Origin of the sequence: Chitinophaga filiformis (assembly GCF_021646545.1) — a bacterium.
Classification (GTDB): domain Bacteria; phylum Bacteroidota; class Bacteroidia; order Chitinophagales; family Chitinophagaceae; genus Chitinophaga; species Chitinophaga filiformis_A.
Genome location: NZ_JAKIRP010000005.1, coordinates 218,049 through 233,618 on the forward strand (window position 1 = coordinate 218,049; position 15,570 = coordinate 233,618).

Annotated in this window: 11 protein-coding genes; 9 read left to right on the top strand and 2 right to left on the bottom strand. The window is 47.9% G+C overall.

Annotated features, from left to right (window positions below; translation table 11 throughout):
- Window positions 1-4 precede the first annotated feature (4 nt).
- Window positions 5-1,012: a type I glyceraldehyde-3-phosphate dehydrogenase gene (gene gap, locus L3C95_RS15485; RefSeq protein ID WP_410683265.1), complete on the bottom strand. Its 1,008-nt coding sequence runs from the start codon at window positions 1,010-1,012 to the stop codon at window positions 5-7.
- A 14-nt stretch (window positions 1,013-1,026) separates the two neighbouring features.
- Entirely contained in the window at window positions 1,027-2,031 is a 1,005-nt protein-coding gene (locus L3C95_RS15490) for a GlxA family transcriptional regulator (RefSeq protein WP_236388915.1), read from the bottom strand.
- 195 nt (window positions 2,032-2,226) lie between these two features.
- Here L3C95_RS15490 and L3C95_RS15495 point away from each other — a divergent pair, with 195 nt between their 5' ends.
- From L3C95_RS15495 to L3C95_RS15535, 9 genes are all read left to right on the top strand, one after another.
- A complete protein-coding gene (locus L3C95_RS15495) occupies window positions 2,227-2,811 on the top strand; it encodes an RNA polymerase sigma factor (protein ID WP_236388916.1) in 585 nt (194 codons plus the stop codon).
- A 118-nt stretch (window positions 2,812-2,929) separates the two neighbouring features.
- Entirely contained in the window at window positions 2,930-4,114 is a 1,185-nt protein-coding gene (locus L3C95_RS15500) for a FecR family protein (RefSeq protein ID WP_236388917.1), read from the top strand.
- Window positions 4,115-4,378: 264 nt separating this feature from the next.
- Window positions 4,379-7,678 carry a SusC/RagA family TonB-linked outer membrane protein gene (locus L3C95_RS15505; RefSeq protein WP_236388918.1) on the top strand — a complete coding sequence of 1,100 codons (3,300 nt, stop codon included), beginning with the start codon at window positions 4,379-4,381 and terminating at the stop codon, window positions 7,676-7,678.
- 10 nt (window positions 7,679-7,688) lie between these two features.
- Entirely contained in the window at window positions 7,689-9,113 is a 1,425-nt protein-coding gene (locus L3C95_RS15510) for a RagB/SusD family nutrient uptake outer membrane protein (protein ID WP_236388919.1), read from the top strand.
- A 23-nt stretch (window positions 9,114-9,136) separates the two neighbouring features.
- Window positions 9,137-9,892: a DUF4843 domain-containing protein gene (locus tag L3C95_RS15515; RefSeq protein WP_236388920.1), complete on the top strand. Its 756-nt coding sequence runs from the start codon at window positions 9,137-9,139 to the stop codon at window positions 9,890-9,892.
- A 33-nt stretch (window positions 9,893-9,925) separates the two neighbouring features.
- A complete protein-coding gene (locus tag L3C95_RS15520; protein ID WP_236388921.1) occupies window positions 9,926-11,458 on the top strand; it encodes a PKD-like family lipoprotein in 1,533 nt (510 codons plus the stop codon).
- 21 nt (window positions 11,459-11,479) lie between these two features.
- Window positions 11,480-13,468, top strand: coding sequence for a TlpA family protein disulfide reductase (locus tag L3C95_RS15525; protein WP_236388922.1), 1,989 nt, complete (start codon window positions 11,480-11,482; stop codon window positions 13,466-13,468).
- 1 nt (window position 13,469) lies between these two features.
- On the top strand, window positions 13,470-14,552 hold the full coding sequence (locus tag L3C95_RS15530; RefSeq protein WP_236388923.1) for an alpha/beta hydrolase family protein: 1,083 nt from the start codon (window positions 13,470-13,472) through the stop codon (window positions 14,550-14,552).
- Window positions 14,553-14,651: 99 nt separating this feature from the next.
- Window positions 14,652-15,497 carry a helix-turn-helix domain-containing protein gene (locus L3C95_RS15535; RefSeq protein ID WP_236388924.1) on the top strand — a complete coding sequence of 282 codons (846 nt, stop codon included), beginning with the start codon at window positions 14,652-14,654 and terminating at the stop codon, window positions 15,495-15,497.
- The last annotated feature ends 73 nt before the right edge of the window (window positions 15,498-15,570 follow it).

Here is a 15,570-nt window from a genome sequence, read left to right on the forward strand (position 1 = left end):
CCTATCACGCAGGCACCTGCTGTGCGGCCAGTTCTACCGTCAGTTCGGCGATCCTGTTTGAGATCCCTACTTCGTTGTCATACCAGGCCACTATTTTCACCAGGTTACCTATCGCACGTGTCAGGGTTCCGTCTACGATAGAGGAGTGTGTATTCCCCAGGATATCCGCAGAAACCAGCGGTTCCTCTGTATACTCCAGTACACCCTTCAGCGAAGTATCCGCATATTTTCTGAACAGCTGATTGATCTCGGCTGCTGAAGCAGGTTTCACCAGGTTGAGCGACATATCTGCAATAGAACCATCAATCACGGGTACCCTGTAAGAGAAACCATCCATTTTTCCTTTCAAAGCGGGCAATACATCACCGATCGCTTTTGCCGCACCAGTGGTGGTAGGAATGATAGACTGCGTGGCAGCCCTGGCTCTTCGGTAATCTTTATGCGGACCATCCTGCAGCATCTGGTCCATCGTAAATGCATGCACCGTGCTCATGAAACCTGATGCAATACCGTATTCCTTATCCAGCAGATATAATACCGGTGCAATACAGTTTGTTGTACAGGAAGCAGTGGAAAGGATTTCATCCTCCACACTTATCTGGTCGTTGTTGACACCTGCTACGATCGTTTTCACACCACCGCTGGCCGGCGCTGTGATCAATACTTTCCCTGCCCCTGCACTGATGTGCTGCTGTGCCAGTTCACGCTGGGTAAAACGGCCGGTGGATTCAATCACCACATCCACGCCCAATTGCGCCCAGGGCAATTTTTCGGGCGAGCGCTCATTCAGCAACAGGATGTTCTTACCATTCACAATAAGGTGTTTGTCATCGTGTGTCACTGTTCCCGGGAATTTCCCGTGAGAAGTATCATATTTCAACAGGTGCGCGAGCAACCCGATATCTGTGAGGTCATTAACTGCCACTACCTCCACGCCTGTCTTGTTCTGCAACGCTCTCAGCGTCATTCTGCCTATACGTCCGAATCCATTGATAGCTACTTTCATCGTTATATATTTTTGGGTGATCAATTAAGTGTTTGTAATGATGTTCTGAAAGAACGGCGGTAATCTGAAGGAGATACCATCATATGCCGCATGAATGTGCGGCGCATAGATACAAGCCCTCCCAGTCCGCATTTCTCCGCGATCTGCTCCATGCTCAGGTCACTGTCTTCCAGGTATTTCCGGGCTATTTCTACCCGCAGTTTCTCTACAAATTTTGCAGGCGTCATACCTGTTTCCTTTATGAATACACGGTTGAAGTTGCGCAGGCTCATATTGCAATGTTCAGCGAGGTGCTCTACGCGGAGATCTTCCTGTAAATGGCGGACGATCCAGGGATGTAGTTTCCCTGCAATGGAATTCTCCATCGTATGCACCTCTAATAATGAACTGAACTGTGATTGATAACCTGTACGCTTGAGGTATAAGACCAGCTTGCGTGCTGACTGCAGGGCAAGGTCCCGGCCGTAATCTTCCTCCACCAATGCCAGTGAGAGGTCTATTCCGGAAGCCACGCCTCCTGACGTATAAACATTGCCATCACGCGTATAAAAAGGATTTGTGTCTACCATAATACCCGGATACCTGCGCTGAAAATCCTGGCTGAACTGCCAGTGGGTCGTAGCATGTTTACCCTCCAGTATACCCGCCTCTGCCAGCGCATAAGTGCCTACACAGACGGAACAGATACGCCGCACTTTCGGGTAGGTGTTGTGCAACCAGCTGATAAAAGCGCCGCTGGTTTCCAGCATGGCCATAGGGAAACCCGCAATGATCAGCGTATCGATAGGTTTGTCGATCGCATCTACCCTGGTCTCACAGCTCAGTTCCATACGGCTTTTGGTCGTAATTTTTTTAGTGGTGAGTGGAGAAGCCAGCAGCACATTATACCCTTCACCAGGCGATGCGCCCATGTCGTTCAATATCACGTCGGCCGCGGTAAAGACGTCTACCGGTCCGGCGATGTCCAACAGAAAAGTACCCGGCATAGGCACAATTACAATGAGTTTCTTTTGTTTTACCGGCATAAGATTGCTTGAACATTACAAATGTAGTGAGTGCAGCAGATGGCACAAATGCCATAATTTATACAATTTATGCCATTTGATGTTAATATTCCCTTATCGGGCATACGACATAAAATAACCCTTCCGTTTGCAGGCGTGGGATGAAAGAGCTTGCAAAGTTTATTATCTTTAGCGCTTCAGCTAGTCATTACATACTTGGATATTACGGAATTACATAATGAACGTGAACTATTGGGACAGGTCGCAGCAGGTGACGAACCTGCATTCCGTACTATTCTCCGTTTCTATCATCCCAGGGTATTCTCCCATGCCCTGACCTTCACGAAGTCTTACCCCGAGGCAGAGGAAATCACCCAGGATATCTTTCTCAAGATCTGGCAGCAAAGGGAAAAGCTGCCGGAGATCGAAAACTTCCGGAACTACCTGTTCATCCTTGGCCGTAACCAGATCATCTCGGCCATGCGTAAGCAAGTGATGAAGACAGACACGGCGGCTGAAGATCCTATGGAAGATATATTGATCCCAGATCGGCAATATCAGTACAAAGAAACCTATGCGCTTATCCTGAAGGCGGTAGATAAACTTCCGCCACGGCAACGGGAGGTCTTCACCATGAGCAGGCTGGAACATCTCAGCCATGAACAGATAGCCGAAAAACTAAATATCTCTAAAGCAGCCGTCAACTGGCATATTGTGCAGGCACTAAATACCCTCAGGACTTATCTGGCCAATTACCCCGAAGTACTTATGCTGCTGATAGCTATTGCTCCAATGTATTAATAAAATAAAAATCTGAATTTATTTTAAGGTTGACCTATTATCCTCCCTTTCCGCTTGCGTCTTTATATACGCAAGGGGACAATTATTTATTCAGAACAACCGTACAGGCCAAGAGCTCATGGATCAAAACGTTTTTACTTCATTACTGGAAAAGTATCTCGACGGCAGCATCAGCACAGCCGAAAAGGCACAATTTGCCCGTCTCATGGAGACGCCGGAAAACCGGCAGCTGCTGGAGCATGCCTTGCAGGATGCCATGCTGACTGACAAATACCTTTTCCCTGTACCGGAGGCGCAAACCGACCGGTTTATAGAACAGTTTACAACACAGATCCATGAGCTGTCACCTGCACCTGTTAGACCTATATACACATACCGGCGCTGGGCAGCGGCTGCTGCCATTCTCCTGTTGCTGGGAACAGGGGCCTATTTCTGGTACAGTCGCACGCCAGCCAGCCACCCGGTTACGTCCAATACAACGACAAGACCGCTACATGATGTCAATCCTGGCATGACAGGCGCTGTGCTTACACTCGACGATGGATCACAGGTGGTACTCGACAGCACCGGCAACGGCGTCATCGCCAATCAGAACGGTACGAAGGTGCTGCTCAGTAAAGGACAACTGGATTACAAATCAGGAGCTCCTTCTGCCGGCATCTCCTACAATACCATGACCACTCCCCGCGGCCGCCAGTTTAAACTGGTGCTCCCGGATGGCACCAAAGTATGGCTTAATGCCGCTTCTTCTTTAAAATATCCAACCGCCTTTACCGGAAGTGAAAGAAAAGTGGAGATCACCGGTGAGGCCTACCTGGAAGTAGCACAGAATGCAGACAAGCCCTTTATCCTGTCTGTGGCCAACGGTGTTACCGTAAAAGTATTGGGCACAAGTTTCAATGTTAACGCCTATCCTGACGAAAACGCCGTGCAGACCATGCTGGTAACGGGCAGTGTACAGGTTACTGCTGCAAACAGCGCTACACCACTCACCCTGCAGCCAGGAAAACAGGCTACCCTGCAGAAACGGACAGGAAAACTCAGTATACAACCAGCCGATGAAGAGCAGGTGCTGGCATGGAAGAATGGCTATTTCCATTTTGACAGGGCCGATATACAAACCATCATGCGACAGATATCACGCTGGTATGACGTGGAAGTGGAATACAAGGAAATACCGGACAAAAAATTCAGTGGCACTATACCGAGAAACGTCAATGCCTCACAGGTATTTAAAATACTGGAACTTACCGGTAATGTACATTTTACAATAGACGGCAATAAAGTAACCGTAAGATCATAAACCAACCATACAAATTAATCAACCACCACAACAATTGTATTTGTTCACATTTTAAACAGCATGTTATAGCACACTACAAAACACATTTCTGAAACCGTCTTCCCATTAAAAAATAAACCGGCGATGCGCTAACATCCCGGTTTGGTGGGCGACGAATGTAACGTTGGATCACATTTCTTCAACCAAAACAAATTTATGTATTTAACTGCTTTGTGCAAAAACAAAGAGCGTGGCTTTGCTTTGCCAACCAAAATCTGGATGATCATGAAATTATCCTTTGTACTTATGCTGGCTTGTACGCTGCACGTCTGTGCAGCAGTAAATGCGCAGACCGTCACATTACACGGAAAAAATATGAGCCTGGAAAAGGCCTTTTCCGATATCCGCAAACAGACAGGAGTTAATTTCTTCTATACAGCGGAAGACCTGGACCGTGCGGGAAAAGTGGATGCTGACATCAACAACCTCCAGCTCAGAGATGCACTTTCCCTCCTTTTAAGGGATAAGGCGCTTACTTTTTCGATTGTGGATGGAGTTGTCATCATTAAGAAAAAAGAGGCTGTAAAAGCCCCGGAAACGGCTTTACCGCCCGGAGATATTACTGGTAAGGTAACCAATGAAAAAGGAGAACCCATACCGGGGGCTACCGTCATGGTGCTGGGTACCAAAAACGGTACGCTCACCAACTCCTCCGGCGTATTTACCCTGCGCACCGGCAACCAGGACGTGACCCTGATGGTGACCGCCATTGGTTTCAAACGCCAGGCTGTGAAAGTGAAGAACGACAACGCCCTGCAGATCGTCCTGGAACAGGAGGCCACCAAACTGGATGACGTGGTGATCTCCACGGGCCTGTTCAACCGCCGTAAAGAAAGTTTCACCGGCGCTGTGGCTACCTTTTCTGCCGAACAGCTGAAAACAGTCTCCAATCAGAATGTACTGAAATCACTCGCTATACTCGATCCCTCATTTCAGATCGTTGAAAACCTGAATGCCGGCTCCAATCCCAACCAGTTGCCGGACATTCAGATGAGAGGACAAACGGGCTTCCCCGACCTGAAAGGAGACTATACCACCAATCCCAACCTGCCGCTCTTTATCCTGGACGGCTTTCAGACCACACTGGAGAAAGTGAACGACCTGAACATGAACCTTGTGCAGAGCATTACCCTCCTGAAAGACGCTTCTGCAAAAGCCATCTACGGTTCTAAAGCGGGTAATGGCGTGGTGGTGATAGAAACCAAACCGCCTACCGCAGGCAAGCTAAGGGTATCGTACAATGGCAGCATGGACATCACGGCTCCTGATCTCAGCAGCTACAAACTGACCAACTCCATGCAGAAGATCGAAGCGGAAGTACTATCAGGCAAATACACCTCCGCCAATCCTGCTACCCAGGCAGATCTCCTGCGAGACTACAGTACCAACCTGCATGCCGCCCTGGAAGGTGTGAATACTTATTGGTTGTCACAACCACTCCGTAACGGCATCGGTCAGCGCCATGCTGTAACCCTGGATGGTGGCGATGATGCACTTCGCTATTCCGTAAGCCTGAACTATAACAATATAGCAGGTGTCGTGAAAGGCTCCGACAGGAATACCATTTCCGGTATCATCAACCTCATATACCGGAAGAAGAATTTCCAGTTCAGGAACAGCCTTACGATAGACCGTAACCGTTCTGACAACTCTCCCTATGGCAGCTTTACGCGAACAGCAATGCTGAACCCCTACTGGAGAATAACAGACGCCAATGGCAACTATATCAAAACATACAATAACGGCGCTGCAGGCAATCCCTTGTACGACGCTACCCTGAATTCAAAAGATTTCTCTACTTATACCAACATGATCGAGAACTTCTACACCGACTGGGACGTAGCGCGCAACCTGCGGATCACCGCCCGCGTAGGGATACAGGCACAGAAGAATGACCTGGAGCAGTTCACTCCCGCCAATCATTCCTCTTATGCCAATGTGCTGCCTGGCTCCGATGCCTATCTTGACCGTGGGGAATACAGCATCCGTAATGGAAAAATGAATAGCCTGAACGCCGACTTACTGGCCAACTACTCCTTCCGCCTCAACAAACATCATTTTTTCCTCAACGGTGCCTATTCCGTCACACAGGATGTTACCACTACCAATGGTATGACAATGGTAGGTTTCCCCAATGACAAGATTGACGATATTTCATTTGGCTACCGTTTCAAACCAGGCACCAAAGCCCTCGGAACAGAAAATACCAGCCGTTCCATCGCACTCACTTCCGCGCTTAACTACTCCTACGACGACCGCCTGTTGCTGGACCTCTCCTATCGCGGAAACGCCAGCTCCCAGTTCGGCGCTGATAGTCGCTGGGGCCTCTTCTGGTCGGCCGGCGCCGGTTGGAACCTGCACAGGGAAAAATTCATGCAGTCACTCCATTTTATCAATGTGCTGAAATTACGTGGTAGTATTGGTACGACCGGTACGCAGAACTTCAACTCCTACCAGTCGCTCGCTACCTACAATTACATCACCGACAGGACCTACAACGGAGACATGGGTCTTGACCTGGCAGCACTTCCTAACCCACGCCTGCAATGGCAACAGGTACAGGATAACAATATTGGCGCAGACATCACCCTGTTCAACAGTCTCAGTCTGCGCTTCGATTACTATATCCGGGATACAAAGAACCTGCTGAGCGATATGATCGTGGCTCCTTCTGCTGGCTTCGATACCTATAAAGAAAACATCGGCGAATCACGCAACAAAGGCTTCCAGCTGGGCGCCAGCCTACGCGTATATTCCCGCAGCGAAACGCGCACTGCTGTAAATGTCTTTGTAAACGTAGCACAGAACACCAACCGGATACGCAAAGTATCCAACTCACTCGTGCAGCTCAATGAAGAAGCAGATGAGGACAAAGGCAACACGACCACTGGCAATAGCGATAGCCGTAAACCTGCTACCCGCTTCGAACCGGGTCAGTCTATGACAGCCATCTGGGTGGTGCCCTCGCTGGGTATTGATCCTGCCAACGGTAAGGAGATATTCCTAAAAAAAGATGGCTCGCTGACTTATGTATGGTCTGCCAAAGACTATATAGTAGGCGGCGACAGCAATCCGGAATACCAGGGTTCGTTTGGCGTGAATGTGCAGCATAGCGGCTTGTCGGCCAACCTCGCGTTTACTTTCAGGGCCGGCGGACAACAATACAATTCCACACTCGTAAACAGGGTGGAAAATGCCGACTTCAATTACAATGTAGATATACGCGCATTGGAACAACGCTGGAAACAACCGGGCGACAGGACCCTGTTCAAAGACATCGCTGACAGAACAGACACCAGACCCAGCTCCCGTTTTGTACAGGACCTGCATGAACTGCTGTTCTCTTCCATCAGTCTGGGATATGACTTCAGCCGTGCCAACTGGCTGCGGACAGCCAACATCAACCGTGTATACCTGGCTTTAAATATGAATGACCTGGCCCGGATCAGTTCCGTAAAAACAGAAAGAGGGCTGGATTATCCTTTCGCAAGGACCATCTCTACTTCTTTACAGATCACCTTTTAACAGTGCAACTATGAAATTGAGAAATATATTACTGCTGTTCATTCCGGTATTGCTCTTTACGGCCTGCAATAAGTTCCTGGACGTAAAGCCCAAAACACAGATCGATACAGACGATGCTTTCAGGGATGAACAAGGCTTCATGGATGCATTGACAGGCGTATACCTGAAGATGAATGAAAATACTGTATACGGGCAGGAACTCAGCTTCGGGCTGACAGAAGTGTTGTCCATGCAGCACAGCCGCTTCACCAGCACCTTTCATGAATATTATTACGCTGCGCAATACAACTACACCAATGCGGCTGTAAGAAACAAGATAGACGGTATTTGGAAAGGATTATACAATGCTATTGCTAACGATAACAGTCTCATAAGCCATCTGAATACAACTGACCAGCGCATGTTCAGAGATGTGAACTATTCCATCATCAGAGGGGAAGCATACGGTCTGCGGGCAGTTATGCACTTTGACCTGCTGCGCCTCTTCGCTCCCGCTCCTGCTGCTGCAGGCGGTCTTACAGTAAAAGCTATTCCCTACATGGACCAGCTGACAGTAAACGCCTTACCTCGACTGACAGTGCAGGAGATCCTCAATCGTATTCTGGCCGATTGCGCTGTTGCAGAAGCAGCATTGAAAACAACCGACCCGATCGTACCGGGCAGCACCACACCGACTACTGCTACCGGTTATCTCCGTGACCGCTTCTATAAATTCAACTACTATGCTGTAAAAGCACTGGAAGCAAGGGTCTATCTCTATATGGGCGACAAAACCAAAGCATTCGCTGCCGCCGGAGAAGTGATCAATGCAAATACCTTTAGCTGGGTAAATATTCCTGATGTCTCCACCGGCAATAAGGTTTTCACTTCAGAACTCATCTTCGCCTTGTATAAATCAAATATGGATGCATTTACGGCTTCCTATTTTACACCTACCTCTACTAATGTGCTGACAAAAACAAGTAGCGACGAGTTCCTGGCCATTTACGAAACAGATGCTGACATCAGGTATACAGCACTTACCCAGTTAGAAAACACTTCTACTAATCTGCGGGTATCTACCAAGCTGGCCCAGCCTGCAGGTGTATCCGCCAACTACCTGAGGAAGATGCCCATTATGCGTATTTCGGAACTGTATTACATCGCAGCGGAAGCGCTGAAAGAAAGTAACCCGGAGCAGGCAGTCAACTACCTCAATACGGTGAGGAGAGCCAGGAACGTGCTGGCAGATCTTCCAGCCACGCTCACTACCGAACAGATACAGGATGAAATATTCAAAGAATACAGAAAGGAGCTCTATTGTGAAGGACAACTATTCTTTTATTACAAAAGACTGAATCTGCCCTCCATCGTTTATTCCAGCGTAACTGCAGACAATAAAGTATATGTACTGCCTTTGCCTGACAATGAAGTGGAATACGGAAACGGCAATTAAATCAGTAACAAAAAAAGATCATCATGAAAACAGTTAATAAAATAACAGGTCTGTTAGTGCTGCTGCTGTTTTTCCTGACAGCATGTGAAAAGGATATTTCTTCTTACAATAATGATCCGCGGGTGTATTTCTTTGAAAGGAATACAGACCTTACACAAAGCCGTATCACATTCAGGTCTTTTTCCTTCCTGAAGTTGCCGGCGGAAGTTACGAAAGACACTTTCCTGATCAGGGTGAAGATCATGGGAGACGCGGCGCCGTATGACCGTGTCGTACGCGGCCAGGCAATTGCTGACAGCACCACCGCCACAGCAGGTGAACACTACGATTTCATAGATGGGATCATTCCTGCTGATTCTATTACCGGTTACCTTCCCGTCGTCTTATACCGCACGGCAGACATTGCTGATTCATCTGTTACATTGAACCTGTCTATCGCGCCCACCAAAGATTTCAAACCCGGTGTTACAGAAGAGGATGTATTTACCCTCACCTGGAGCGATAACGTGGTAAAGCCTTCCAACTGGGATGGATTCATCAGCCTATCTGCCTATTTCGGTACTTACAGTACTGTTAAATACCGCTTTATCATTGCTACGACCGGCATCGAACAATTCCCTTTACAGCAAAGCGGAAGGGTACCTCCAAAGGATGGCGAGTTCACCGCAGCTGCCATGACTGACATCAAAGCTATGCTGAAAGATGCACTGAAGACTTATAATGACAGCCACGATCCTGATCTCACTGATGAATTCGGACAATTGGTAAGCTTTCCCTGATGAGGGCTATTATTAACAAACAATGATGCTGACATGAAATTTATTTCCAGATATATATTCCCCTCCCTGCTATCGCTGCTGGTGCTGAACGCCTGTAAGAAAGACCTGGGCGATTACGACTATACCACAGTGGGCATGCCTGTAATAGATACTGCCGGAATTGGCAATCCCTATTACATTGAACGCTACGCCTCATTACAGATCGATCCTGCTATCAGGTATGATGGAGGCGATACCAAGGCCCTGAGCTACCAGTGGCTGTTGTATCCGCATATCACAGGGAGTACCAGTGGTACAATAGAAGTAAAGACAATTTCAAGGGAAAAGACCCTGAATGTTCCTATCATCGAGAAAGTAGGTGAATATCGTGTAGAACTGATAGCAACAGATACTACCAACCAGCTGAAGGTGAATATGATCTTTACCGTTGTTGTGTCTGTAGGTATTGAATACGGTATCATGGTATTGCATTCAGAACAGGACTCCTCCGACGTTGATTTTATCACCACCGCAAATGCAGTGCCGGTAGCAGGTATTACACCCAAACACCTCAGGGGTATCTTCTCCGCTTCCACCGGTAGTAAAATAGTGGGCGCTCCGCGCTTTATTGCACAGGAAAGACGCTCTCAGACTACCCAGAACTGGATAATGACCGGCAGTCAGGGACATATAGCACGTATGAGTGGCAGCGACTTCTCTTTGCTGAGAGAAGATAAAGCACTCTTCCGTCGTAATGATGCGGTGATCGATCCACAGGCATTTATGATGCTCGGGAATGGTTACAGTGCCCTGATCAACGCAGGCAGACTGCATATGTACACAACTGTTTATGAAACAGATGCCCTGTTCAGCGCTTCAGTGCCCGGCGATTATGAACTGGCGCCTTACCTGGCAATGGGTTCCAACTACAGTGTTGTAGCCGGCGTATATGATCAGCAGCATGGCAAGTTCATTCATCCTGCCTCTTTAGCAGGCTCCATGATAGACTTTGTTGCACCACCAGACAGCATAAACCCGCCATTCGATCTGCGTAACATCGGGAAAGACATGTTGTACATGGACCGTGGTTTCAACAACTACACACATGCTTTCTTCAAAGACAAAACCGGTAGTGGCTACTGGCTGTACATCATCAACTTTAATACCTCCGACAACGGCAATCTTGCCATCAGTGCCCACGACATGAGTATGCTGCCTGATATAAGTGCCGCTAAATTCTTCCAGGCCAGCGAACAGGGATATGTAGATCTCTATGCCACCGACCGGAAGATCTACGCATACAATTACCAGGGCACCAATACTGCAACGCTGGCATTTGATGGTTTCCCCGCCGGAGAAACGATCACCTGCATGAAGATCTATAAACCCAATCCAAACTATAACCTGGCAACAGTAACCGGCTGGATACTGTATGTCGCTACCTGGGACGGGCAAAAGGGCAAGGTATATGAACTGCAGCTGAATGCACTCAGTGGCCAGATTACTTCTACACCGCTTAACGTATTCGAAGGCTTTGGAAGAGTGGCTGACATCAGCTCGAAAGCGAGAGGGTCAGGCACCTATTAACAACGGAAATCAACAACATTTATGAGAAAGAATTCAATGCTCGCAGCAACAATGATCTTGTTGCTGCTCACCACCTACGTGTCTGCACAAAAGGGATTCCGTGTTTCGCCTATGTATCCCAATGCCGGCGACACGGTGACTATCAGCTACAATCCCGACAGCACCATACTGAAAGGACTTGCCCCGGTAACAGGCACGATCTATCTGTTTGCCGGTTTTAAATGGCAGGTAGATGATCTGAACATGCAAATGACAGACTCCGGCTGGGCTGCCAGATATGTATTACCTTCCAATGCCTGCCTGATGGTTTGCAATTTCAGTGCTGCAGGTCAGACCGATAAAGGCGGTAAAATGACCTATGCATGGATGCTTACAGGCAATGACAAGAAAATACTGCCTGGCGCTTTTGCAGGATGGGCCTTCATACGCGCCAGATCGATCCACCAAACCGTCCCGGACGCAGTGGATACAATAGCCCTGATCGATGATGTATTAGCCTTGCAATGGATGATATGGGAACTAAGAGATCATCATGAGAGCGCCAGAAAGATTTTCTACAACGCTTCCACATTTATGAAGAATCACTATGGCCGCCGTGCTGATTCCTCCATCAGGGAGCAGATCAAATACATTACCGGGCTGCCTGATGTGACTGAAGAAGAACTGATCTCTGTATCCCGGGCCTATAATGATCTGCTGCATAGTAAAGCCAGTGCTGATTCAATGAACAATATCATTATTCAGAAATTCCCTGCTGGCATCACCGCCAGGGATAAATGGATATACAGGATGTTCCGGGAATCCGAAGTACGGGATAGTCTCTGGGAACACTTTGTACAGATATTCCCGCTGAAGAAATTCACCAATGTCAATACGGAGATCGACCAGATGTACTATCAGAAAGTATACAGGGCTGTAGCCTATACTGCCATCATCAAACGTAATGACTACAGCACGATGTATAAAATGATACCGGATGCACCGCTGATCTGTCTGACAGAATTTCACCGGCAGGTGATCATGAACCCGGTTGAACATAATACGGTAAAGCCGGACGCAGTTCTCTCCTATTCACAGGCCATCGTTGACCAGCTGGAAAAATTATCTCAACAGAAAACGGGGCCGGAAAGCCAGTTCGTTTCATCTTCTGCCTGGAAACTGTATGTACTCAAATACAGCAGCCCTGCATTCTTCGGCCATGCATCGCTGCTGCATGTGACAGGCGACGATAAACGTGCCCTCGTATATATGGAAAAAGCAAAGTCATACCATGATCCGGAAAGGGTTAGCGCAGAATTCAACGGATTGTATACAACCCTACTTGAAAAGAATGGTAAACACGCGGAAGCCATGCAGGTAGTGGAAAACAGTGTGCGTGAGAATAAGGTTACACCTGAAATGATCGACATGCTGAAAAAAGAGTACATCGCCAAACATAAAAATGAAGCTGGCTTTGAGGCTTACTTCAACAACATGAAGAATCCCGACCAGCTGAAGGCGCAACAGGAACACCTGAAATCAGCCCTGATCAGACAATCCGTCCCTTCATTCAAACTGGAACAAATGAAAGGCGGATTCGCCGAGCTGGCAAAACAAAAAGGTAAGATCGTCGTAATCGACTTCTGGGCTACCTGGTGCGGCCCATGCAAAGCAGCACTCCCGGGTATGCAGATGGCGGTGGACAAATATAAAAACGACGACAAAGTAACTTTCTATTTTATTGCCACTCAGGAAACCAAACCTGACTACCGGGAGCAGATCAAAGCCTATGTGAAAGAGAAGAATTACAATATCAATGTGCTGTACGACGCACCTAATAAAAAGACTGGTCACCTGGACGACACATATTCCAAATACGCTGCACTGATGCACTGCTCCGGTATTCCACAGAAGATGATCATTGACGGCAATGGTTTGGTAAGATGGAGTTCCACCGGTTATATGGGTAGCCCCAGTGCACTGGTAGACGAAATATCCTATGTTATTGAACTGCTGAAAAAAGAGAATTGATATGTTAAGATTGTTACTGATTGTCCTTTCTATCCCTTTAATGCTACCTGGCCGTATATGCGGCCAGGTATTCCCTTACCGCAGCGATTCCGTGCATTACAGCAATGCTGATGGCAGTATCCGCTTTGGTGGCACGCTCACTACGCCGACGGGTGAGAAAAGCTATCCCGCCATTGTACTGATATCAGGCACAGGTAAACAGGATAGAGATGGTGCCATGGCGGGACATGCTATGTTCCGTGTGCTGGCTGACTCACTCACCCGCAATGGCTTTGCTGTATTGCGTACAGACGACCGGGGTGTAGGCGAAACATCAGGAAAATATGAAGACGCTACTACCAAAGATTTTGCTGATGATGCACTGGCTGCTGTTCACTTCCTCAAACAGCATAAAGCGATCGCTAAAGTCGGCGTCATAGGTCATAGCGAAGGTGGCGCCGCTGCCATCATTGCCGCCGGTTCTTCCCATGATGTAGACTTTGTGATCACGCTGGCAGGCCTTGCCATCAACGGACTGGATGCCCTGAAACTACAGAACTATGCCATTACCCGATCGGCAAAGATCAGTGACTATGACCGTAAGCGCTATGATACCATCAACACACGGATGTTTAACACCGCTTACAGGTATGCCGGTACCCGCGAACTGGAAACTAAACTCCGCAGTACCTACGCGGCCTGGAAACAGGCAGATGACAGCGCCTTTAAGAAAGACTTCCCGGACAAGTACGATCATATGCGTTTTTTCCTGGAGTCTTACATCGCACAGGCAACAGGGCCCTGGTATCAGTACCATATCAGGTTTGACCCAGTCCCCTATCTGCAGCAGATCAAAGTACCTTTCCTGGCCCTGAATGGTGATAAGGATATCATGGTCACCTGTAAAGAGAACCTTGAGACAATCGCTACGACATTGAAACAGTCAGGTAACAGGAATGTAACGACTCATGTTTTGCCGGGCACCAACCACCTCTTTCAACATTGTGTGACCTGCACACGGGAAGAGAGCAGCACGTTGCAGGAAGACTTTTCTGCAGAAGCATTTACGACTATCATTCAATGGCTGCAGCCATTCCTGAAATAACACGCTTCTTTGTTGAAGATCAATAGATAAATGACAAACGCGGCTTATCGAGGCCGCGTTTTGTATTTTACCCCACAGATGATTTCGTACATTTACACTATGAACGATCGTCAGTCAGCTGCAACAGGATACATCACCGGTCATATCCCTGTTCCCGAAGAATGGGACCAGGTATTTGACCCGTTTTACTATGCTGCAAATCACCAGGAGTCGCCAATCAGGAGAAAATTTGCCCCCAGCTTCCAGACTATCCTCATCTTCAACTTTGGCACGCCAGGCTTCTTCTACCTTACGCCAGATGAGCCTTTGCCTGTCGAAAACAGTATAGTCATCGGTCCTATAAAGCTGTCCCACGACTATGTACTGTCTCCCGGCACAGACGTGTTAATAGCCAATTTTAAACTGGATGCCTTTTACCGTTTCTTCGGCAGACACCTGCAGTCTTACACCGACTTCATGCAACACCCTGATGAGTTATTGGGCGAACACTGTTTTGCGAATCTCTGGCAGGAGCTGAAACAACTTCCCGATATGCAGCAACGGGTGAACAGGATACTGGATTTTTCAGCCGCCTACCTGGTTGAGCGGGACGAAAAGTCTGAAGACATTGTGGCAGGCAGTCATCCTGAAAGTGTCATCAACCCCATTAAGGAAATCGCCGGTAAACAAGGTCAGAGCGAAAGAAGCATACAGCTGAAGTATAAAAAATACCTGGGCTACAGCGCCAAGGAGATCAGCCGCTACCAGCGCTATAAGAAAGCATTGGCCTGGTTGCAGGAACGGGCAGGGCAAAACAGCCATATTGACTGGTTTGAAATAATCCACGAATTCGGGTACTATGATCAGAGCCACCTGATCCACGATTTTAACCACTTTCTGGGCGTTTCTCCCGCCCAATATGTCAAATTGCAGGCAAGTATCTGTATCGCAGCCGGGAGGCCTTAATTTGGTCTTATTTTTGCCAAAGACTTTATCTTTAGCGCAGCTATTCCATCCAGCTTTCAACCGGTTGGATACA